Source organism: Burkholderia sp. ABCPW 14, assembly GCF_001523835.1.
Lineage (GTDB): Bacteria > Pseudomonadota > Gammaproteobacteria > Burkholderiales > Burkholderiaceae > Burkholderia > Burkholderia mayonis.
The window spans coordinates 188,674-211,177 of the sequence record NZ_LOVS01000149.1 but is presented as its reverse complement, the minus strand read 5'-3'; the positions used below and the strand labels follow the sequence as shown (position 1 = coordinate 211,177).

Below are 22,504 nucleotides of genomic sequence, written 5' to 3'. Positions count from 1 at the left end.
CCATGGATCTCTCAAAGGTCAACCCTCAAGTCATCGACGTGATCAACCAGAGCCAGCTCGCGACGATGAGTCCGCAGGTGGTGTTGACGAGCGGTGCGGGCAAAGCCTACCAGTCGGTCGCCCAATCGACCGCACTCGCGGTGCAGGACGCGACCGACGCGCTGCGCAACATCACCACGATTGCGACGACGGCCGCCGGCGTGGCGATGGCGCAGTTCCTGGCCACCGGCAAACCGCAATACGCGACGGCGCTCACCCAGGCGCAGGACATGATGAAATCCGCGACCGACGACTACGCGAAGATCGGCACGGTCGCCGCCACCGTGCTCAAGGGCTTCCCGGCCGGCTGAAGCGGGCCGTACGCATCTGCTGTCCGACCAAGGAGCATTGCCATGACCGTATCCGTTGCCGGCAAGTTGATACCGCAGCCCGACGCGCTGTCCGATGTCGGACAGCGGGCGCTCGAGTTCGTCGACGGCGGCACAGAGTGGCTCGACTGGGCCGCCACCGCACCGACGGCGCGTTACGACTTCGCGGACGAAACAGAGCTGATCGCCACGGTGCAGCAGGGGCTGCACGTGTCGCGGCATACGCTGCTGCCGCAACTCGGGCTGATGGTCAGTCCGGTGAAGCTCATGACGCTGAGCCTGGCCGACCTGAATGTCCTGGCGCGCGCCGAAAGCGGCGACGGCTCCTCCGTCGTGGCCGCGCAGGTCGCGAAGATTCTCTCGGAACACGGTCTCGCCACACGCGACGAACTGGCCGCGGGCGTCAGTTTCCTGGCGCAACTGGGCGTCAAGTCGGCGCCGCTGTTCCAGGTCCTCGGCTTCGACGAAAGCCTCGCGGTCACGAACCTGATGCATCTGCCGCAGAGCGCGCGGCAACAGCCGTTGCAGCAGGAGGCGGCGACGTTCGCGTTGAAGCAGGCGCGCACTGTCCACGAGTTCTGCGACTTCTATCGGTTTTATCTCGACTACGCGGAACAACTGAATAGCGGCGCCGCCACGCCCGAACGACGCGAAGCTGCCGCCACCGAGGCTTCGCAAGCGCTGCTGCCGGTTCTGTTCGGCGCGCTCGACTGTCCGCAGGTACAGGGCCTGGCCGGCCCGTCCGAAGTGGCGCAGACAGTACGCAACTGGCTCGCTCAAGGCCGGCTGGTGGGTTTTGCAAGGCTGTCGCAAGGCGCACAGCAGATCGTCCAACACACCGCCTACAAGGGCGAGACCGGCGAGGCGGCCAAACGCATCGTCGATCTCTTCATGCACGCGGCACAGTCGTTTCTGGCCGCGCACCAGCCCGAGCGCGGCACGATGGGTCAGGACGGCGCGACCTGTCTGTTTCCCGTCGAGTCGGCGCAGTTGCGTGCCGAATTGCAGTTGAGCAGCAACGGAGTGATCTCGCTGAACGACTTCGGTACGAGACCTGCCGCGCCGGCAAGCCTCGCGCCCATCGAGACGGAACGAGCATCCACGGAACAGGAGAACGCATCGTGAGCATTCCCAAGATACCGATTCAGAACGCGCCCGAACGGCCGGAAGACCCGCAAACGGCGGCCGAGCGGCTACGCGTGTCCGCCCCTTCCGGCGTCGCCCCGTCCATCACGCCGGCCGGCGCGCCGCCGGACTTCTCGAGCGCGAGCGCCGTCGTCGCCGACATGCGGAAGGAAGCGCGCGCGAGGGCTCAGCAGATGGTCGTGGAAGCCAAACAGGCACTGCTGGAATCGCTGCATGCGCTGCACACCACCGGATACGCAGATGCCGCTTCCGGCGTTGCGGCTCCGGCGTCGAAAAAGCGAGGCGAGCGATGAATCCTCAAAACAATGAGTCGACACCGAGTCCCCCCGAGTCCATTTCGCAGATCGCCGAAATGCAGGCGCAAGAGGCCGTCGATAGCGCGGTCGCGGCCAGCGACGAGGCGTTGCGGGCCGCGCTGAACAGCACGGCGCACGCCGGCTCGGCCGACGGGAGTCATGCGGCGCTCGAGGCGATGACGCTCGCGGAGCAGGCGCTCGCGGCCGCGCTAAGCGGCGCGGCCGCGAGCGAAGCCGCGGTGGCAAACGCGTCGCGGCAGGCCGGCGAGGCCGAGACTCGCGCGGTCGACGCAGCGCAGCGGCAGGCAGAGCAAGCGATGGCCGCTGCGGCGGCCGGGGCGGCGGGGCCTCGGGCGGGCTGATGCAAGGACGCCCTTGATCGCAGTGTTGGTTACTCGCGGAATGCGGCTTTGCATCACACGGGATCGCAATTGAACCAGCGCTTGACGAGGTCGAGATCTCGTGGACCGCAGACGATGGACCGGTGTAACGCCACGGATTGCTGTTCAAGTGCGTTTTTTTAGGCTTAGTCCGGGAGCACGTATGAAGGAATCCGAAAAGCAGCGGTCGATCCGGCGCGAGATGAGTAAGTGGCTGACCGAGACGATCAACAATGTGAAAAATCCGGACGGCGATGCGAAAGATCCGAAAGAAAAAATCGCGACCCCGGCAATACGTGCGAAGGTCCTGACAGCACTGCAGGATATTAATGAGCGCATCAAACAACTGAATAAATCACTGTCGGAAAAGTACCACATTATTGAGAAACGGAAATTGGTGAAGTTCTACATGAAGGGCGGCAATGCCTTTTATTGCGTAAGCGTGCCGGGCGGATCGGCGGCCACGCAATTCGGTGGCGGCACGTCGGATTGGGATACGCAGATTATTGTCGATCCATGGGCGCCGGTACCGCTGCAGGCCATCATCTATGGTGAGCTGGAAGAGCTAGTGACCGACGCGATGATCAAGGCCGGTGTGGAAATCGCGTCAGTGGTCGGCGACTTTGACAAGGTAACGGCTACGCGCTGGACGGGGCAATCGAGCGCTCCAGACGGAATCAACAAGAATTACAAGTTGGAGTATGACAAGCCACAGTCACTGCGGAAAGTATTCGATCAACAACGGCTAGGGCTCTGGACGAACGACCAACGCCGCATAGCCGCCCCGGAAGGCACTGACCCGAACGGCATTCCTGGCATTCTGCTCAATGACGCAATCCGACCTTTCGTCCTGTATCGGCTCGGCTACACCTGGCACGCCGCCGGAGTATCGCCGGACGTGGAGCAAATTCGCAAGCCGCTGTTGATGGAGTTGATCGACGTCACGCTGCCACGGCGCGACACGATCGAAGCGGTGGCAGTCTGGGAGGAACTGGATGAGGCGCAGGGGCAGGAACGCATCAAAATTGAGAACCAGACAGTCACAGTGGAACATTCCAACGGTGACTCCGCTGCAGCGAAGTCGCCCACCAGCAGCACCACCGTGGAACTTCCGTTGCCGGACATCATGTACCACCTGCGAGAAATCGCCACGATGCTGTGCGAGATTGCAGACCGCAGTTCGCACCATGCGGACAAGCTCGAGAGACGTTTTCAGCGCTTCGGGCAAATCTGGCAACTCAGCGACACAGAACAGCAGAAAAAAATTATTCACACACTTAGCACGATGGCCGGCGTAAGCTACGACGAGATGGCCAAAGTGAACGACGTCAACGCACTGCCTCTCAAGCACAACGATAACGTCACCAAAGACATCGAAAGTAATATCAAGAATGACGAGTTAAAAAGAGTCATCCTAGGCGATAAAGACAGCGCCTACCGCCTCGCACGCAACCTAATGGACCGGATTGCCGACGGGATTGCACGTCAGAATAACTATTTCTTTATTAATAAAGACGGAAACAGCGAGGTCAGCACGAAGTTGGAAATTCGTTTCCAAGAGGCTCGGCATGAGCTGAAGCGATGGATCGACCAAGCTAAGGCACAATTGTCCGACTCGGTCGCCGCGGGTGTGCTCGATGGCGCGTTCAGCGACGACCTGGTGTTGATCCTCCTCCTGCAACAGGAAAAATACCTTGCGCCGCAGGAGATTGGCTTTTCGGACGTGTTTCAAGCTTCGGTAATCCGCGTGGCAACCGAATTGCATGTGTACTTGCTGGGCGATTCGTTACTGAAGCTGTTCGATCGGCTCTCCGCCTCCATCGAAGATCCCAGTCGGAAATTCTCGGTGCTTTCACGTGAATACAACGTGCCGCGAGCCACCGGCAACACCAATGAGTTGACGATGGTGGTGTTCCGGGGAGGCAAGGCGATCGCCTACGTGTCCGTCTCCAACGCCCCCGCCAGCGAAGCACCATTCCGGCAAGACGTACGCTTTCCCGATATGAACTTGGCCTCGCTGCCGGAAATCGCCGCGCAACGCAAAGTCGCTGCGGCGCTGATCGAGGACTACCTGGTTCGCAAGGCGATCTCACGACAATACGAGGCGCTGAAAACGTTACTTCCCGTGATTTGATCGGCCGTGGCCGAAGACGCCACGCGGCGTTGCCTCGCGCGATGCATCGATCGACATGCTCGTCGGAAAGGACCCACATCATGACCTTCTACGCAGGCTTCGACACCGACATCTTCCCCGGCCAGTTGCAACTCGGCTGGCTGAAGTCCAACACCAACCTCAGTTGGTGCGGCTACTATCTGGCTCCCGCGCCGAACCATCCCGACATCAGCTGGATGGGCAACCGCCAGGCATTGACCGATCAAGGCTGGGGGCTGCTGCCCATTTATGTCGGCCAGCAATCGGGATCGAACGATCTGACCGATGCCCAAGGCGCCACCGACGGCTCACAAGCCGCTCAATTGGCGCGCGCCGAAGGCTTTCCCCGCGACGGCTACCTATACATCGATTGGGAAGACGGCAGCGCTCTCGACGACGATGCCCAGGCCTATCTCAGTGCGTGGGCCGCCGAGATCATGAAGTGCGGGTATCAGCCCGGCGTCTATTGCTCGCACGATCTGGCCGATTCGATGGCATCGCTGATGGCGGATCTGAGCCCATCGCCCGAATTGCGCATCTGGGCCTGGAACGTGCCGACGGTAAACCAGCAACCGTATTTAGGCGCGCTTGACGCATTCCCCGCCGTCACGCCCGCCGGTTGCGGCTATCCGGGCGCCATGGCGTGGCAACACCTGCAAAACTGCGTGTTGATGCCTGGAACGATGCAGGTGGACCTGAGCGCGTCGAACCTGTGGGACCCGTCCGCCCCGTCCATATCGCGATGACAACGGCCCGTCACGCAACCGAACTCCTGAATTCGCGCGGACTCAACCCCACGATGCGCCTGAAGCTTTTTTCGAAATGACTCAGGTCGCCGAAGCCGACGCTCAGCGCAACTTCAGTCACGCGCGGACAGTCGTCGCGCATCAGCATTTCCTTCGCCTTCTCGATGCGAATTTGCTGGAGCAGCGGCTTGAATGCGACATTCAACGTGTGACGGAACAGATAGCTCAAATGCGATGGACTCACGTGGGCGTGCTGGGCCAACTGCTCCATTGAAATCGGATTGGCGTACTGTTCGCCGAGATAAAGCAGTGCCTTGCGCAACGCCTTATGCAATCGCGCCAGCTCCGCGCCGTTGCGCGTCATCGCACACCGCGCCCAGTGGGCCGGCATCGCCGAAGACCGCGACGTGGCAACATCCGGCTCCATCGTGCGCCGTGACGCCTCGTCATCTCGATCGGCGACGCGCGACGCGCCGACAGGCTCGCTACGCGGTTGCGAGATCATCCACGGCACGTGAAGCGCGACATCCGCGCGGCCGATGGCGGCATCGCCCGTCATGACCGCGAGGCGCGCGATCACGCGCTCCAGTTCATACAGATTTTCCGGCCACGCATAGAGCCGGCAAATCTCGAGCAGCGCGTCGCTGCACTTACGCTCCGCGACATAGCCATGATGTTCGAGCGCCGCGACGATCAGCGGCGCGATGTCGTCCTGGCGCAGGCGAAGCGACGGCACCGTCACCGACAGGAAATCCAGTTCGGCCAGCAGGGCTTGCGAGAATCGCCCCTCTTCCACGCATCTTCGCAAGTCGGACGTCGTCGACGCGACCACGCGCACCTCGCACTCGTCCGGCACCACCAGCCATTGTCCGAGCCGCGAATGCAGATGCTGTCGCAACTGGTTCTGAAGCCGGGTAGCGAGCTCGTCGATGCCGTTGAAGAACAAGGTGCCGCCGGCCGCCTGTTTGAACCATTGCGCCGGCTCGCCGGCAGGATCGGCGCAGTTGACTTCAATGAACGGCCCGTCCCGCCGAGGCCCGCAACAATGCAGCGCCGCCGCCAACGGGGCTTTCTCGGTGCCGAACTCGCCGGTGAGCAATACCGGCAACGTGCTGTACGACGCCTTTTCAACGAAAACCTCGACGCGGTGCAACGGTTCGGACATGCCCACGAGCAACAAGCTGCGGCTCAGCCGTTGCTGAGCCCACCGTTGCACGTCGTAGCGCTTGCACAGCAGCGCGCAGCGATGTGCAAAGGCGGCCCCCCACTCGGCGAACGCTTCCGCTCGATCGGCGGCGCCCCTTCCATTCAGCCGCAGCGTGCCGAGTGGCTCTCCCGCATATGTCACCGGGAATCGAGCCGAATGCGCGGCCGGTGCGGTATGTTCGTCGACGTTCGTTTCATCGAGCCATGCGAGATCGATCTGTGCGCCGTTGCGATTCAACTGCAGGACGCCCACGCCGCGCAGCCACAAGGACGCGCTCCCCAGGTCCAGTTGCCGGGCGAATGCGCGCACCAGCGATTCGAGCAGATGCGAGAACGTCCGATAGGGACGATAGACGCTTCGCAATAGCGATTCCACGTCGATGACCTCGTTCGGGCATTGACGACTTCGATCATCCCGGCATCGGGCCGCTCATGCCGCATTTCATCGATTGTCCGCCACCGGCGAGCGGTCTTGCATGCGTGATGCCGAATCCGGGAACAGTCCACATCAGGCGTCTCCCTCGTATGAATTGGTATTTCGCAACGACGGCGCGCCGTCGCCGCGAACCACCGCAGGCACATGAAGTATGCAAGGCTCGCGCGGCATCGCGCGAGACAGGCACGCCGTTGTCAATCGTTGTTCACATATGGCGCAGCGTCACGGAACGACAGGGCCGTCACGGCAAACCATCGCGCGACGGCCGGCGAACTTCACGCATTCGATTGCGCCCCGCGTAACATGGCGACTGCAATTTGTCGACTGACGTCAACGGTGGAATCGGGGCTGAATTTTTCAATCCGCGCATCGATTGCCCGAATTGGTTACCCCGGAGGAGAAACCATGGAAGCTTCGCCGGGACGTATTCTCATCGTCGAGGACGACCCCATTACCCGCACGATGCTGGCCCGCTACCTGGGCGATGCCGGCTTTGATCTCCTCACCAGCGGCAACGTTGCGCAAGCACGCCAGGCACTGCGCGCCGCGCCGGCCGACGTGCTGCTGCTGGACATCAACCTTCCCGACGGCGACGGCATCTCCCTTGCCCGCGAGCTGCGCGAGCACAGTACCGTCGGCATCATCTTCGTGACGCAACGCGACGGCGACATCGATCGCGTCCTCGGTCTCGAAACCGTCGGCGACGACTACATCACCAAGCCGATCCGGCTGCGCGAGCTGCTCGCCCGCGTGCGCGCCCTGTTGCGCCGGCAACGGCTGTATCGCGAGATTGCTCCTGTCGATACGGTGCTGACTTTCGACCGCTGGCTGATCGACCTTCGGCGCCGGGAGCTGGCGCTGTCGGGCGGCGCCGTGCTGCCCCTGACCCCGCGCGAGTTCGATCTGCTGGCCGCGCTCGTGATGGTTCGCGGCGCGACGCTCACGCGCGAGTATCTGCTCGAAGTGGTCAGCAAACGCGAGCGCGCGACGGACTCGCGTACCGTGGACACCTTGATCGCGCGACTGCGCCGCAAGATGTCCGACGACGCCGGCGGAATGCGCAGCCCGATCAGCACGGTCGTCGGGATCGGCTACCGGCTCGATGCCGTGGTGAATCGTGGCGGTTGACGACTGCGTCGCGCGCCCCGCGCCTCGCGCGCGATTTTGCGCAGTGCTTCGAAAGTGTGTTCGAATTCGATGCCGAGCGCGATGAGGAGAGCGGAAAGTTCCGATGCCTCGTCCCAACCGGCTGCCTGTTTCACTCGCTCGGCCAGCCGCCCGAGTCTCACCAGCCCCAATGCCGCCGCCGAGCTCGTTAGCCGGTGTGAAAGCGCTTTGATTCGACTTGCGTCTTGCTCTGCGACGGCTTCGCCGAGGTCGTTCAGCAAACGTCGCCCTTCATGCCGGAACTGGTGCACGAGCCAGCCGACTGCGGCAGCACCGAGCGCCTCGGCATGCTCGCCCAGACAAACGAGATCCACTGCTGCGTCCGTCGACCAGATCTTGTCTGAAGGTCGAGGCCGCGCGACAGCCGTGCCGCCCACGGTCTCGAGTACCCGGCGCAACGCGTCTCGCCGGATCGGCTTCACCAGAACCGAGGTGAAGATATCGGTCACGCCGGCGCTTTGCGCCCGAAGCAGGTCCGCAGTCAGCACGACAATCGGCATCTCCCGCCGCTCCTGAGCGCGCGCGTTCTGAGCGCGTATGCGGCGTGCAGTCTCGATACCGTCCACGAGCGGCATATGAAGGTCCAGGAATACGCCGTCGAAATGCTCACGAGCGGTTTCCGCAACCGCAGCCTCTCCGCTGCTCACGGGCATGGCATCGTGGCCCGCCTGAGTGAGGAGGCCGCAAATCACGACCTGGTTGATCGGGTCGTCGTCGACGACGAGGAGCTTCAAGCGTCGCGATGGAGGTGACGCCGGTATGTCCGGCGGCGCCGCGACGATCGCCGCGGCCACCGGCACCACGACCTGGAACCGACTACCGACACCGTGCTCGCTGACCGCAGTGATCGTGCCGCCCAGCATGTCGACGACACGCCGGCACACGGCCAAGCCCAAGCCTGCCCCGCCAAAGCGGCGTCCGATCGATTCGTCGGCTTGAGTAAATTCGTCAAAAATCCGCGCCAGCATGTTTTCCGGGATACCTATCCCGGTGTCCTCGACGGTGATCTCCAGCTGCAACTCGCCCGCAACGCTGCCCCGCATGGTCAGCGAAACGCCGACGCAGCCTCGCTCGGTAAACTTGACCGCATTGCTCAACAGATTCACCAGCACCTGGCGCAACCGTCCGGCATCGGCGCGCAGCGCTTCCGGCACGTCACGATTGACGAGAACGTCGATGGTTGTCTGCCGGGCCAGCGCACGCGTGCGCATCAACTCGACGACGCCTTGAATCAGTTGCCGAGGATCGAAGTCGGTCGGAACCGGTTCTTCAACCACAGCACCAAGGCGCACGTAATCGATCATGCTGTCGAGCAAGCCGGTCAGATGTTCGGCGCAATCTCGCGCAATCTCGACCTGGCGGCGCTGTATCGCATCCAGTCGCGAATCTTCCAGCAGTTGCAGCACGCCGAGCACGCCATTCATGGGTATGCGTACCTCATGACTGACTACGGCCAACAACGTTGTCTTGGCCCGGTCGGCTGCTTCGGCTACATCCTTGGCACGCCGCAGTGCCTCGCGCTGGTGGGTCTCGCTGCGCACACGGGCGAATTCCTGCCGGCGCATCCGCTCCGCACGCCAAACCTGTTGCAAGCCAATGGCAAGCGCGAAACCCATCGCAACCGACAGCGGATAGAGCTGCGGCGACATCGCCGCGCACCGCCATCGCAGGATCGCGATCAGCCCGACTGCAAAGCATGCGCCATTGATGGCGCTCGCCACGAAACGCAGCGGCAAGAAAGTCACGAGCCCGAATAGCACGGTCTGCATGACCAGCAAATTCGACGGACTCGCGACACCCTCGGCAATCGCCAGCACGTCGATTACGATTGCCCAAGCCAATAGCAAGCATTGGAGCGTGGGGGCCTCTATCGGCCGACGCAACCGCAACAGCAGCCATGCCGACCACATGATCGAGGCAAAGCACAGGCCGAACGGCATGACTGACTCAAGCTCAAGTCCGGCCTGCCTGATGTCGTCGAGTGCAAAAGACAGAGCGGCAATGACCGCGACCCATAACGCCGCGCGCGCCTGATACACGGTTTCCGACACGCAGCATCGGCGAAAGATTTCTTCGGTCTCGGCGTCGACAAATTCAGGAATTACGCCCCTCAGCATGTCGGCAGTCATAGTTGTTCTGGTTAAGCAATACCCGTCTGATAATCGGGTCGGGCTGGCCAGTTTGAATTTTAGGCGCTGAAATAATCGATAGCAGTATTCGTTTTAGAAATCAGTGGATCGCGATCCAATAACACGGCGAAAGCCGCGACGCAATCGCTTTACCGAACCCAATTCGGGAAGAAGTGATATAGGAAAATCTGAAGCGGAATATTGATGGTCGGAGGCTTCGTCGATTGTCTGGATCTGAAAACCGGCGAATGACAAAACCATTCGCCACGAACCAGCATTCGGGAAAGAAGTCGTTCACGAGATGGGGAGGGATATCCGGAATGCCGTGCGCGAGGCAGGTTGACACTTGGATGCCGGCATCAAATCGTTCGGCGTAACGCAGCACGGACGGGTTGATCATGCAGGCCGAATCGCGCCGAGCACCGATCCATTGAGCGATGATATGGCGCAGTGCGTGCTGGATCGGCTTGAGCACGGCCTTGCGTTGTCAAACGCAAAGCGATCGCGCGTGCTGACGCGCGCGCGTATTGCAAACGCAGCGATTCGACGATGCTGACCGTATCCGTCGAGAACTTTCCTTCAGGCCGTAAATGATCTTGCGGATGGCCTGCGCGAAGGCAGCGGCCGGGATCATCGCCTCCAGACCCGCCGGCGAAGCGCAACGATCGGCCGATATTTCCCGCCACGTGGGCCGGTTGTCGGCAGCCTCCAGCGCCCGGATGCCAGCCGACGCCCGCCCTTGACCCAACCGTGACCGACTTGCAACCTTCCAACCGGCGCGTTCCGGCGAATTGCCGATCATCAAATGAATAAGCCGGACCTGGCTGTCGTTTCCGGAAACGCACGTTGATCGTGCGCAGCGTCGGTCGACATACGAAGAAGTCCGGCGACACTTCGATGCGTTACATCTTTGCCTTTCACACAAAAGACCAGCCAGGCGCCCGCGTGGCCGGCACGGGCGCCAAATCGGCAGACTCGCCGCCCATGCCATTCGACCGCCTCATTTTCCTTCGCCAATCACCTCCGCCACCGCACTCACGCGCGCCCGGTGCACCGCCTCCCTGATCTTCGCCGGCTCGCCCGCGAGCCCTTGCGCGATCGCCCCCGCGTCGACCGCGCGCGCGGCGACGAGCGCCTGCCGCAGCCGCTCCGCCTGCGGATAAGGCGTCGTCTCGAGGCCGAGGCGACCGCGCGCGTCGGCCTCGCTCGCCTGCAGCGCCTCGGCGAAGCGTGCAGGCTTGCGCAGCGCGTCGGCGCGCTCGAACAGGCGCACGAGCGCGGCCGCGCCCATCTCCATCACGCGATGCAGGTTGCCGTGCTCACGCGCGACGACAAGCGCCAGATCGCGGCACTCGTTCGGCACCCGCAGACGCTCGCACAGCGGCTTCAGCAGCTCGACGCTGCGCCCCTCGTGGCCGATGTGGCGCGGCAGCACGTCGGTAGGCGTCGTCGCCTTGCCGAGATCGTGCGTGAGCGCCGCGAAGCGCACGGGCAGCGAGTAGCCCTGCTTCGCCGCGTGATCGATCACCATCATCACATGTACGCCCGTGTCGACTTCCGGGTGATAGTCCGCGCGCTGCGGCACGCCGAACAGCGCGTCGATCTCGGGCAGGACCCGCACGAGCGCGCCGCACTCGCGCAGCACCGCGAACATTCGCGACGGCTTGCCCTCCATCAGCCCGCGCGCGACCTCCTGCCATACGCGCTCGGGCACGAGCGCGTCGACCTCGCCCGCTGCGACCATCTCGCGCATCAGCGCGGTCGTTTCCGGCGCGACCACGAAATCGGCGAAGCGCGCGGCGAAGCGCGCGACGCGCAGAATCCGCACCGGATCCTCGGCGAACGCGTCGCCGACGTGCCGGAACACCTTCGCGCGCAAGTCCGCCTGCCCGTCGAACGGATCGACGACCGGCCCGACGAGCGCGCCGTCGGGGCTCACTTCGCGCGCCATCGCGTTGATCGTCAGGTCACGCCGCGCGAGATCCTGCTCGAGCGTCACGTCGGGCGCGTAGTAGAACTGGAAGCCGTGATAACCGGCGGCGGTCTTGCGCTCGGTGCGCGCGAGCGCGTACTCCTCGTGCGTGTCCGGGTGCAGGAACACCGGAAAATCCTTGCCGACCGGCTTGAAGCCTTGCGCCGCCATCTGCTCGGGCGTCGCGCCGACGACGACGTAGTCGCGGTCCCGCACCGGCAAGCCGAGCAATTCGTCGCGGATCGCCCCGCCCACTGCGTAGACATTCATCGAGACGGCCCGTACACGTCGATCATGCGGGTTTCGAGGCGCGCGCCGTCGATCCATTCGCGTACGGCGGGCAGTCCGGCGATGCGCGCCGCGTAAGCGCTCGCTTCGGGCGACAGCGGCGGCTCGTACGTCTGGAATCGCAGCACGACGGGCGCATACATCGCGTCGGCGATCGAAAAATCGCCGAACAGGAACGGGCCGCCCGACGCGGCGACACACGTGCGCCACAGCTCGTCGATGCGCGCGACGTCGGCGAGCGCGGCAGGCGTCGCGCCCCGCCCCGGATGCGACTCGCGCACGTTCAGCGGCATCTCGGTGCGCAGCGCGGCGAAGCCCGCATGCATCTCCGCCGACACGCTGCGCGCGGTCGCCCGCACGGCCGGATCGCGCGGCCACAGCGCGTGCTGCGGGAAGCGCTCGGCAAGCGTCTCGACGATCGCGAGCGAATCCCAGACCGCGCCGCCGCCGTCGTCGACGAGGCACGGCACCTTGCCCGACGGCGAATGCACGCGGATGCGCGCCGTCGTGTCGTCGAGGCGCAGGCCGATCATCACTTCGTCGAACGGGATCGCGAAGTGCTTCATCAGCACCCATGGGCGCATCGACCACGACGAGTAGTTCTTGTCTCCGATCACGAGTTTCATGGGGTTCATCCTGTGGTTGTCGATGGTTCGGTCAGCCCGCGGCAGCCACGGACGTTCCGCTCGTTTACCGGCGCGCGCGCCAGTCGGAAAAGCGCGAGCGCATCGCGGCATCGCCGATGTAGGTCGGCGCGATGCTTTCGAGGCTCGCGGGCGTGATCCCGAGCTCGGGGGCGATCGGTCCCGTCATCACGCTCGGCACCGACAGCGACGCGAGGTTGTCGCGCGTGATCAGCGGCTCGCCCGGCAGCATCTCGAACACGCAGGCCTGCAGCCGCGCGAGCGCGTCGGGCAGCCGGACGATCCGCGCGCTGTGGCCGACGAGCCTGCCCGCATACCGGACGAGTTCCTCGAGCCGGTACGTGCGCGGCCCGCCGAGCTCGTAGGTCTTGCCGCGCGTCGCGTCGCGCGCGCACGCGTTCGCGATCGCCTGCGCGACGTCGCCGACGTAGATCGGCTGCATCAGCGCATCGGGCATCGCGAGCGGCACCACCGGGAAGATCCGCTGGAGCCGCGCGAAGGTGTTGAGGAATGCGTCTCCCGGGCCGAACACGATCGACGGCCGGAACACCGTGACGTCGAGCACGCCCGCCGCGGCCTGCGGCGCGTGCAGCGCGGCCTCGCCGTCGCCTTTGGAGCGCAGGTACATGCTGGGCGCGTGCGGATCGGCGCCGAGCGCGCTCACGTGGAGCACGCGCGGCACGCGCGCTTCGATGCATGCGGCGGCGAGCGCCGCGGGGAGCGCGACGTGCAGCCGCTCGAAGCCTTCGCCGTACGGCTTGCCGCGCCCGCCGTGCAGCACCCCGACGAGATTGACGGCCGCGTGCGCGCCCGCGACGAAGCGGGCAAGCTCGCGCACGTCGAATGCGGAAAGCTCGGCGATCTCGACGGGCAGCGTCGCGAGATGCCGCGCATGCTCGCGGCGCCGCGTCGCGATCCGCACGCGCGCGCCCGCACCGACGAGCGCGTTGACGAGCCTGCTGCCGATGAAGCCTGTGCCGCCGAGCACGGCGATGGTCTGGCCCTGCATGATCGTGCCTCACCCAAGCGCGCCGCCGCGCGACGCACGGCGGCGAAACCCGCACGAAACCCCGAATACGCCCGGAAGTCGTGCGTTGCGTTCCGGGGCGTTCCGCGATGCGCGTTACGGCGCGATGAAGCCGAGGCGAGCCTTCAGCGACTGCGGCTTCTTCTCGAAGAGCGCCGCGTAGTACGTCTCGTTCGACAGCACGTTCTTCACGTATTCGCGCGTCTCGTTGAACGGGATCGTCTCCGCGAAGATCGCGCCCTCGACGGGCCGCGCGAGCGCCTGCCGCCACTGGGCCGGCCGGCCCGGCCCGGCGTTGTAGCCCGCTGTCGCGAGCACCGCCGAAGCGTCGAATTTCTGATAGATGTCGGACAGATACCAGGTGCCGAGCTGCACGTTCGTATCGATATCGTGCATCTGCGCGCGCGTGACCGTGCCGAGGCCGAGCTTCTTCGCGACGAGCTGCGCGGTCGCCGGCATCAGCTGCATCAGGCCGCCCGCGCCCACCGACGAGCGCGCGTTCGTGATGAAGCGCGACTCCTGGCGGATCAGTCCGTACGCCCATTCGATGTCGAGCCCGTTGGTCCGCGCGTAGCGTTCGACGATGTCGCGGTACGGCGACGGATAGCGCAGCGAGAAGTCGTGCTCGGCCGTCGTGCGGTCGGCGGTGTTGACCGTGCGGTCGAGCAGGTCGACCCGCTTGCCGTACTCGGCCGCGGCGAGCAGTTGCCGATCGGTCATTCCGCGCAGCGGCCAGTTCCATTCGCGATTGCCTTCGAGCCGCAGATTGAGCGCGTAGAAACGCTGCGCGAGCGCGAAGCCCGGCACCTTGCTCATCGCGTCGATCTCGGCGTCCGTCACCTTCGTGCGCGCCGGAATCACCGTCTTCTGGCCGAGCTCCTCGCCCGCGAGCTGTCCGTAGAAGTTGAACTGCCCGGCGATCCGCTCGAATTCCTGGTTCGCCTTCAGCGTGTCGCCGCTCGCCTTCAGCGCGCGGGCGCGCCAGTAGATCCACGTCGAGTCGTCGCGCAGCGGCTCGGGCATCTGCTCGATCGAGCGGCGCACCATCGGCCAGTCGCCCACGAGGAGCGCCGCGCGCACGCGCCATTCGTACACCGGATTCGTGAGCGGCGCGTCCATCGACCGCCGGTACCACGACGCCGCCTGCGGCAGGCGCTTGATCGCCGCCTGATAGCCGATCTCGCCCCAGCCGATCGCCAGCTCGGTCGCCGACAGCGTCGACGCGAGCGACGTGAGCTGCCCCGCCGCCGTCTCCGGATCGTTGCGCGCCATCCGCGTGATCGCGAGGAGCGCGAGCTGCCGAGACGTGGCGTCGGCGCCGACGCCGCGTGCGAGGAAGAGCGGCGGCGCGCTCGTCGCCTGGTCGAAGCCGACCGGGCGCGCGCCGAGCGCGTCGGCGATCTTGCCGCCGAGCGTCGTGTAGTTCTGCTCGTACGCGAGGCGCACCTGCGCCCACACGTCGTCGCTCGAGAACTGCTTGTTCGTCGCGAGCGCGGTGATGAGATCGACGCACGCGTCGCCGTACACCTTCGGATCGACGAGCAGCTCGCGCGCCATGTCCGCAACGTTCTCGCCGCGCGCCGCGCGCGATTCGAGCGAATAGCATTTGACCTGCGTGTCGTCGTCGAGCACGAAGCGCTTGTACTGCTCGTCGAAGGTGCGCCAGTCGTGGCGCGCGCCGAGCACGAGCAGGTAGTCGTTGCGCATCCGGTCGGCGAGCGCCTGGCCGTCGTAGCGCGACAGGAACGACAGCACCGGCGCGTCGGGCGCGTCGAGCCGCGCGTGGCCCGACGAATCGAACAGCTGCGGCTTGATCTGGAAGTATTCGAGATACGACGGCGCCGGGTAATTCGGGATTGTCGACGCGAGTTGCGCGGCGCGCACCGGATCGTTCCTGCGCGCGGCTTCGCGCAACTGGACGAAGACCTGGTCGTCGTTCGACGTCATGTCGTCGGCGGTCTGCGCGGCGCAGGCGGCCGTCCCCGCGGCCAGCACGGCCGCGACGAGGGGCGCCGCGACCGCACGATATACTCGAAAAAGGCTGGTTGACATCGTTGTGAACGGAGCACTCTAGTGAGCGAAAGCATAGCACGCGCCCCGGCGCCGAATCCGAAGCAAACGCTGCGCGAAACGCTCGCGCAGCGCCGCCTCGACGCGAATCGCTCGCCGCTCGCGCACGACGCGCTCGCGCAGCGCGTGCTCGCGATCCTCGCGGACTGCGCGCCGCGCACGGTCGGCTTCTACTGGCCGCTGTCGGGCGAGTTCGACGCGCGCGACACGATCGCGTCGTGGCTCGCAGGCGACGCGGGCCGGCAGGCTGCGCTGCCCGTGATCGGCCAGCCGCGCACGCCGCTCGATTTCCACGCGTGGACGCCCGACGCGCCGATGCGCGAAGGACGCCACCGGATTGCGGAGCCCGCGGCGGGCGCGCGGCTCGTGCCGGACCTGCTGCTGATCCCGTGCGTCGGCTTCGATCACGGCTGCTTCCGGCTCGGCTACGGCGGCGGCTACTACGACCGCACGCTCGCCGCGTGGCCCGGCGCCGCGCGGCCCGTGACGGTCGGCGTCGCGTACGACGCGTGCGGCGTGCACGAACTGCCGCGCGAAGCGCACGATCTGCCGCTCGACTGGATCGTCACCGAGACGCAGACCCACCGGTCGGACGGCTGACGCGCGCACCGCGCGCCCGAAGCCGCTCGCGACTCGGAGGATCGGAGGCTCGGCGACGACGACGCTCGCGACTCGGAGGCTCGGCGACGACGACGCTCGCGACTCGGAGGCTCGACGACGACGCGCGGCAAGCGGCGCGCCTCCGTCAAACGATATCGGGCGAAGGAGCGCACCAACGCACCGCGCGCAGTCGGCGCGGCGCCGCGCAACCGCCCGCCGGGCCGCGAAGCCCGGCGGGCCCGCGTCCCCGGCGCATTGCGCCTACAGCGACGCGGCCGCGCGCGCCGCGGTGTCGTACAGCCCCGATGCGTGACGCAGCAACTGCGCGGCGTCGCCGATCTGCTCGTTCGTGAGCCCGCTGTCCTTCAGGGTCTCGATCAGGCAGCGCTCCCGCACGTCGCGATACTTGAGGCAGAGTGCGCGGCCCGCGTCGGTCGCGTCAAAGAACACTTCCTTGCCTGTCTTTTCGCTTTTTACGTACCCTCTAGCTACCAGCTTCTTGAGTGCATACGTCGCGACGTGCGTGTCCTCGATGTTGAGCACGAAGCAAATGTCGGCGAGCTTCTTCTTGCGGTCCCGGTGGCTCACGTGGTGCAGCAGCGACACTTCGACCGCCGTCATGTCTTTCGCCCCTGCGGCCGCCATGCACCTGACCATCCAGCGATTGAACGCATTTCCCGCCATGATGAGCGCATATTCGAGCTCGGACAGCTCCGCGCTTGCCTCGGAAACGAGATGTTCGGACGATACGATCTTGGTCGGATGACGCTGCATGGCGAATCGGCGGACGTGAGTCGAAGGTGCGCGAAAGTGTACGCCAAGATCGTTTGCCCGGCGTCCGCCGAAAATTTTTGACGAGAAGTTATCGACATTTTATTGATAATGTATTCTCCATCCGGCCTAACGCCGCTTGCTTGCCATCGATGACCACTCCACGCATCTACCCGCTTGGCGATACCGCCCTCGTCTGCGAGGCGCCCCCTCCCGCAACGCTCGAATGCCAGCGCCGCGTGTGGGCGGTCGCGGGCGCGGCGGCGAGCTGGCCGCATGTCGTCGACGTCGTGCCCGGGATGAACAATCTGACGATCGTGTTCGACCCGCTCGAGACGACGGCCGACGCGCTCGCGCCGCTGATGAAGACCGCGTGGCGCGACGCCGACGACGTCGCCGAAAGCGGCCGCGAAGTCGAGATCCCCGTCGAGTACGGCGGCGCGTTCGGTCCCGATCTCGACGCGGTCGCGAAGCACACGGGGCTCACGCGCGGCGAAGTCGTGCGGCGCCATTCGACCGGCACCTACGTCGTGTTCTTCCTGGGCTTCCAGCCGGGCTTCACGTACATGGGCGGCCTCGACGACTCGCTGCACACGCCGCGGCGCGCCGCGCCCCGGCTGGAAGTGCCGGCCGGCTCGGTCGGCATCGGCGGCGAGCAGACGGGCATCTATCCGGCCGCCGCGCCGGGCGGCTGGCAGTTGATCGGCCGCACACCGCTCGCCCTCTTCGATCCCGCGCGCACGCCGCCGACGCTCCTGCAGCCGGGCGACCGCGTGCGCTTCACCGTCGCAGGGGTGCATACCGGATGACTTCACGCCAAGCCACGGGCGGCATCGAAGTGCTGCGCGCCGGTCCCCTTTCGACGATCCAGGATCTCGGACGCCGAGGCTATCGCCATCTCGGCGTCGCGCAAAGCGGCGCGCTCGACTCGCTCGCGCTCGAAGTCGGCAATCGCCTTGTCGGCAACCGGCCCGACGCCGCCGCGATCGAAATCACGCTCGGCCCCGCGACGTTCCGCTTCCCGCGCGCGACGCGCATCGCGATCACCGGCACCGAGTTCGGCGCGACGCTCGACGGCGTGCCGATCTACTCGTGGTGGAGCATGCCCGTCGCGGCCGGCGAGACGCTCACGCTGCCCGTCGCGAAGCGCGGGATGCGCGGCTATCTGTGTGTCGCGGGCGGCATCGACGTGCTGCCGATGCTCGGCTCGCGCAGCACCGATCTCGCGTCGCGCTTCGGCGGCCTCGGCGGCCGCGTGCTGCGCGACGGCGACCGTCTGCCCGTCGGCACGCCGCCTGCCGGCGCGCCCGCGTGCGTCGCGCCCGACGCGCCCGAGTTCGGCGTGAAGGCGCCCGCGTGGTGCGCGTTCGCGCGCGTCGACTCGCAGCCGCGCCGCCACAAGCACACGCACGCCGCCTGGGCGATGCCCGTGCGCGTGCTGCCCGGTCCGCAATATGCGAGCTTCACGCCGGCGTCGCAGCAGACGCTCTGGGACGAGGAGTGGATCGTCACGCCGAGCAGCAACCGGATGGGCTACCGGCTTTCGGGCGCGAAGCTCGAGCGCGCCGAACCGGGCGACATGCTGTCGCACGCGGTGCTGCCGGGCACGATCCAGGTGCCGGGCAACGGCCAGCCGATCGTGCTGATGAACGACGCGCAGACGACGGGCGGCTATCCGCGGATCGGCGCGGTGATCCGCGCGGATCTCTGGAAGCTCGCGCAGGCGCGGCTGAACCTGCCGATCCGCTTTGTCCGCGTGACGGTGGCGGCCGCGCGCGACGCGCTCGCCGCCGAGCGCGCGTATCTGCGGCAGATCGACATCGCGATCGAGATGCGCGAGGAGGCGCTGCAGCGCGCGCTCGCCGCGCGCGGCGTGGCCGCATGATTGAAGGACGGGGTGCGGCTGCGCGGCCGGTCGAGAACGCTTTGGGCAGAAACATCATGGAAATCGATTTGAACGCCGACCTCGGCGAAGGGTACGGCTCGGACGAGGCGCTTCTCGACCTCGTCACGTCGGCGAACATCGCGTGCGGCTGGCACGCGGGCGGCGCCCAGGCGATGCGCGACTGCGTACGCTGGGCGGTGGAGAAAGGCGTGTCGATCGGCGCGCATCCGAGCTTTCACGATCCGGAGAACTTCGGCCGCAAGGAAATGGACCTGCCGGCGGGCGAGATCTACGCCGGCGTGCTGTATCAACTGGGCGCGCTGTCTGCGATCGCGCTGGCGGAAGGCGGGCGCATCGTGCACGTGAAGCCGCACGGCGCACTGTACAACCAGGCCGCGCGCGATCCCGAGATCGCCGACGCGGTCGTCTCCGCGATCCACGATTTCGATCCGTCGCTCGCGGTGTTCGGCCTCGCGAAGAGCGGCTTCGTCGACGCCGCGCGGCACGCGGGGCTCGCCGCCGTCGAGGAAGTGTTCGCCGATCGCGGCTATCGCGCGGACGGCTCGCTCGTGCCGCGCAGCCAGCCGGGCGCGCTCGTCGACGACGAGGACGAGATGCTCGCGCGCACGCTCGAGATGGTCCGCGGCCAGCGGGTGCGCGCGGTCACGGGAGAATGGGTGCCCCTCAATGCACAGACGGTCTGCCTGCATGGCGACGGGCCGCACGCGCTCGCGTTCGCCAAACGGATCCGCGCGGCGCTCGAAGCCGCCGGCATCGACGTGCAAGCGCCCGGCGCGGTGCACGCAGGGGAGCGCGCGTAAGGACTAGACGCGCAGCCGGCGGCGCGCGTCGACGCAGCGACCCGGCCTGGCGCGCGCGGCGTGCCGACGCCGCGCGCGTGCGCATTGCGCGACGCGTGACATGCGTCGTCGTCCGAGCGGCGGCAGCGCCGACGCGCGCCGCCCGCTCCGGCTTGCGCGAGCGAGCGCCCGGCCGGCCCGCGCGGCGCACGATGGACGGCCGCGAAGCATGAGCACCGCCCGGCGCACGCCACGCGCCGGGCATACACAACGCCTTGCATGCGGCGGGCCACGCCCGCCGCACGAACGATTCGCCGATGCTGCGGAGGCCGGCGCGCGCCCACGCTCGCGCGCGACAGCCATCGCCGTCACCTGGATCGGGCGGGCGCGCGCAGCGAACGGCGCGCCCGCCCCGCAGTCCCGAGCGGCCGCCAGAGCCGCGAAGGCCCATCGGCGCGACGGCCGCGCGCCGATCGCAAGCCGCCGTGCGCCGCCCGAAGACGGCGCGCGTCAACCCATGTCAGGAGAATGTTCATGCAAGGCACCGTAAGTCTATGGCCGCTGATTGGCGTCGCCGTGATCGTCGCCGGTTTCGCGCTGCGCTTCAATCCGATGCTGATCGTCGCGACCGCGGCGATCGCGACGGCCGCGAGCGCGCACTTCCCGCCCGAGCGAATCCTCGCCGCGATCGGCGCGGGCTTCCTCAAGACCCGCAACATCCCGCTCATCATCCTGCTGCCGCTCGCCGTGATCGGCCTCCTCGAACGGCACGGGCTGCGCGAGCGCGCGCAGGCGTGGATCGCGAACATCAAGGCCGCGACGTCGGGACGCCTCCTCATCATCTATCTGCTCGTGCGCGAGCTGACGGCGGCCGTCGGCCTGACGGGCCTGGGCGGCCATCCGCAGATGGTGCGGCCGCTGATCGCGCCGATGGCCGAAGGCGCGGCCGAGAACCGCTTCGGTCCGCTGCCCGACGCGACCCGCCACCGGCTGCGCGCATACGCGGCCGCGACCGACAACGTCGGCCTCTTCTTCGGCGAAGACATCTTCGTCGCATTCGGCGCGATCGTGCTGATGGTGACGTTCCTGAAGGAGGCGGGCATCGTCGTGGAACCGATGCACGTCGCGCTCTGGGGCATTCCGACCGCCCTATCCGCGTTCCTGATCCACGGCTTCCGGCTGTGGCTCCTCGATCGCAGGCTCGAACGCGAGATGCGCGCGCTGACCGCTCCGCGCGCCGCGAACGCCACCGCCGCCCAGGGAGGCCGCGCATGACGCTCACGATCAACGACCTGTTCTGGCTCGTCGGCCTCGTGCTGCTCGCGGTCGGCGCGACGATCGTCACGGACCGCGCGCATCCGCGCCGCTTCACCGCGGGCGGCTTCTGGCTGCTCTACGCGCTCGTCTTCATCGCCGGCGACAAGCTGCCCGTTGAGCTCGTCGGCGCACTCGTGATCGTGATGGCGCTGATCGCGGGCTTCGGCGGCGTGACGGCGGCGAAGCCGAAGCTGCCGTCCGACGAGGTCCGCCGCGCAAGCGCCGCGCGCATCGGCAACCGGCTCTTCGTGCCCGCCCTCACGATCCCGTTCGTGACGGTCGCGGTCACGCTCGCCGCGAGCCATCTGCACGTCGGCGGCGCGCCGCTCGTCGATCCGAAGAACGTCACGCTGATCGGCTTCGGCATCGGCTGCGTGATCGCGCTCGGGTTCGCGTGCCGGATCACGCGCGACTCGGTCGGCCAGTCGCTACAGGAGGCGCGGCGTCTCGTCGACGCGCTGTCGTGGGCGGCCGTGCTGCCGCAGATGCTCGGCATGCTCGGGCTCGTGTTCTCGGACGCGGGCGTCGGCAAGGCGGTCGCGCACCTGACGACGGCGTACGTGAACCTCGACTACCGGTTCGTCGCAGTCGCCGTTTACTGCATCGGGATGGCGCTCTTCACGATGGTGATGGGCAACGGCTTCGCCGCGTTTCCGGTGATGACGGGCGGCGTCGGCGTGCCGATCCTCGTCAACGTGTTCCACGGCGATCCGGCCGTGATGGTCGCGATCGGGATGTTCTCCGGCTACTGCGGCACGCTGATGACGCCGATGGCCGCGAACTTCAACATGGTGCCCGCCGCGCTGCTCGAGCTGCCCGACAAGAACGGCGTGATCAAAGCGCAGATCCCGACCGCGCTCGCGCTGCTCGCGACGAACATCGTCCTGCTGAACATCCTGATGTTTCGATGAACGGGCGCGGCGCATTCCCGCTCGGCCATGAAAAAAGCGCCCTCGGGCGCTTTTTCTTCGCTCTGCCGACTGATCCGGCATACGGCCGGCTACCGGCTGCAACCGTCATGCAGCAGCCCGGCGGCCGCCGCGCGCGTCGCAAGAAAGTTCGACGCTCAAAGTAAAAAATGCGTCCGCCGCCGCCCGCATTGAC

Annotated in this window: 21 protein-coding genes; 13 read left to right on the top strand and 8 right to left on the bottom strand. The window is 66.4% G+C overall.

Going from position 1 to position 22,504, the window contains the following annotated elements; genetic code table 11:
* Positions 1–2 precede the first annotated feature (2 nt).
* The 6 genes from WS62_RS24350 to WS62_RS24325 all read left to right on the top strand — a co-directional run bounded on the left by WS62_RS24350 (position 3) and on the right by WS62_RS24325 (position 5,088).
* A complete protein-coding gene (locus WS62_RS24350; RefSeq protein WP_066495978.1) occupies positions 3–350 on the top strand; it encodes a hypothetical protein in 348 nt (115 codons plus the stop codon).
* 42 nt (positions 351–392) lie between these two features.
* Complete coding sequence (locus WS62_RS24345; RefSeq protein WP_066576279.1) at positions 393–1,493, top strand: hypothetical protein; 1,101 nt, start codon at positions 393–395, stop codon at positions 1,491–1,493.
* Positions 1,490–1,807 carry a hypothetical protein gene (locus WS62_RS24340; RefSeq protein WP_066576276.1) on the top strand — a complete coding sequence of 106 codons (318 nt, stop codon included), beginning with the start codon at positions 1,490–1,492 and terminating at the stop codon, positions 1,805–1,807. The genes WS62_RS24345 and WS62_RS24340 overlap by 4 nt, the downstream gene beginning before the upstream one ends.
* Before the next feature lie 59 nt (positions 1,808–1,866).
* Entirely contained in the window at positions 1,867–2,172 is a 306-nt protein-coding gene (locus tag WS62_RS24335) for a hypothetical protein (RefSeq protein WP_231748406.1), read from the top strand.
* A 181-nt stretch (positions 2,173–2,353) separates the two neighbouring features.
* Entirely contained in the window at positions 2,354–4,324 is a 1,971-nt protein-coding gene (locus WS62_RS24330) for a hypothetical protein (RefSeq protein ID WP_231748405.1), read from the top strand.
* 80 nt (positions 4,325–4,404) lie between these two features.
* Positions 4,405–5,088 carry a glycoside hydrolase domain-containing protein gene (locus tag WS62_RS24325; RefSeq protein WP_066576264.1) on the top strand — a complete coding sequence of 228 codons (684 nt, stop codon included), beginning with the start codon at positions 4,405–4,407 and terminating at the stop codon, positions 5,086–5,088.
* Positions 5,089–5,098: 10 nt separating this feature from the next.
* Here the strand turns inward: WS62_RS24325 and WS62_RS24320 are convergent, their stop codons facing one another.
* Positions 5,099–6,670 (bottom strand): helix-turn-helix domain-containing protein, encoded by a 1,572-nt coding sequence (locus WS62_RS24320; RefSeq protein WP_066576259.1) that lies wholly within the window; start codon positions 6,668–6,670, stop codon positions 5,099–5,101.
* 465 nt (positions 6,671–7,135) lie between these two features.
* Between WS62_RS24320 and WS62_RS24315 the strand changes: the two genes are divergently transcribed.
* Entirely contained in the window at positions 7,136–7,858 is a 723-nt protein-coding gene (locus tag WS62_RS24315) for a response regulator transcription factor (protein ID WP_066576254.1), read from the top strand.
* Here WS62_RS24315 and WS62_RS24310 read toward each other — a convergent pair.
* From WS62_RS24310 to WS62_RS24290, 6 genes are all read right to left on the bottom strand, one after another.
* On the bottom strand, positions 7,822–10,026 hold the full coding sequence (locus tag WS62_RS24310) for an ATP-binding protein (RefSeq protein WP_066576249.1): 2,205 nt from the start codon (positions 10,024–10,026) through the stop codon (positions 7,822–7,824). The genes WS62_RS24315 and WS62_RS24310 overlap by 37 nt on opposite strands.
* 100 nt (positions 10,027–10,126) lie before the next feature.
* The gene (locus WS62_RS36890) at positions 10,127–10,501 is read right to left on the bottom strand and encodes a hypothetical protein (protein ID WP_156441116.1); all 375 of its coding nucleotides are present in this window, start codon (positions 10,499–10,501) and stop codon (positions 10,127–10,129) included.
* Between the two features lie 525 nt (positions 10,502–11,026).
* Positions 11,027–12,268, bottom strand: a complete 1,242-nt coding sequence (locus WS62_RS24305; RefSeq protein ID WP_066576248.1) for a multifunctional CCA addition/repair protein — start codon at positions 12,266–12,268, stop codon at positions 11,027–11,029.
* A complete protein-coding gene (locus tag WS62_RS24300; RefSeq protein WP_066576247.1) occupies positions 12,265–12,912 on the bottom strand; it encodes a glutathione S-transferase family protein in 648 nt (215 codons plus the stop codon). The genes WS62_RS24305 and WS62_RS24300 overlap by 4 nt, the downstream gene beginning before the upstream one ends.
* A 64-nt stretch (positions 12,913–12,976) precedes the next feature.
* Positions 12,977–13,939, bottom strand: coding sequence for a complex I NDUFA9 subunit family protein (locus WS62_RS24295; protein ID WP_066576246.1), 963 nt, complete (start codon positions 13,937–13,939; stop codon positions 12,977–12,979).
* 114 nt (positions 13,940–14,053) lie between these two features.
* Entirely contained in the window at positions 14,054–16,009 is a 1,956-nt protein-coding gene (locus WS62_RS24290; protein ID WP_066576243.1) for a lytic transglycosylase domain-containing protein, read from the bottom strand.
* A gap of 21 nt (positions 16,010–16,030) precedes the next feature.
* On the opposite strand from WS62_RS24290, the gene WS62_RS24285 reads away from it, so the two are divergent.
* Complete coding sequence (locus WS62_RS24285) at positions 16,031–16,627, top strand: 5-formyltetrahydrofolate cyclo-ligase (RefSeq protein ID WP_066576241.1); 597 nt, start codon at positions 16,031–16,033, stop codon at positions 16,625–16,627.
* A 261-nt stretch (positions 16,628–16,888) separates the two neighbouring features.
* Here WS62_RS24285 and WS62_RS24280 read toward each other — a convergent pair whose 3' ends face one another.
* Positions 16,889–17,401, bottom strand: coding sequence for a winged helix DNA-binding protein (locus WS62_RS24280; protein ID WP_059469350.1), 513 nt, complete (start codon positions 17,399–17,401; stop codon positions 16,889–16,891).
* Positions 17,402–17,550: 149 nt separating this feature from the next.
* Here WS62_RS24280 and pxpB point away from each other — a divergent pair, with 149 nt between their 5' ends.
* The 5 genes from pxpB to WS62_RS24255 all read left to right on the top strand — a co-directional run bounded on the left by pxpB (position 17,551) and on the right by WS62_RS24255 (position 22,311).
* On the top strand, positions 17,551–18,207 hold the full coding sequence (gene pxpB / locus WS62_RS24275; protein WP_066576528.1) for a 5-oxoprolinase subunit PxpB: 657 nt from the start codon (positions 17,551–17,553) through the stop codon (positions 18,205–18,207).
* A complete protein-coding gene (locus WS62_RS24270) occupies positions 18,204–19,283 on the top strand; it encodes a biotin-dependent carboxyltransferase family protein (protein ID WP_066576239.1) in 1,080 nt (359 codons plus the stop codon). Before pxpB ends, WS62_RS24270 begins: the two co-directional genes overlap by 4 nt.
* Positions 19,284–19,339: 56 nt before the next feature.
* Positions 19,340–20,104: a 5-oxoprolinase subunit PxpA gene (gene pxpA / locus WS62_RS24265; RefSeq protein WP_066576237.1), complete on the top strand. Its 765-nt coding sequence runs from the start codon at positions 19,340–19,342 to the stop codon at positions 20,102–20,104.
* Between the two features lie 513 nt (positions 20,105–20,617).
* Positions 20,618–21,358 carry a DUF969 domain-containing protein gene (locus tag WS62_RS24260; protein ID WP_066576525.1) on the top strand — a complete coding sequence of 247 codons (741 nt, stop codon included), beginning with the start codon at positions 20,618–20,620 and terminating at the stop codon, positions 21,356–21,358.
* Complete coding sequence (locus WS62_RS24255) at positions 21,355–22,311, top strand: DUF979 domain-containing protein (protein WP_066576235.1); 957 nt, start codon at positions 21,355–21,357, stop codon at positions 22,309–22,311. Before WS62_RS24260 ends, WS62_RS24255 begins: the two co-directional genes overlap by 4 nt.
* The last annotated feature ends 193 nt before the right edge of the window (positions 22,312–22,504 follow it).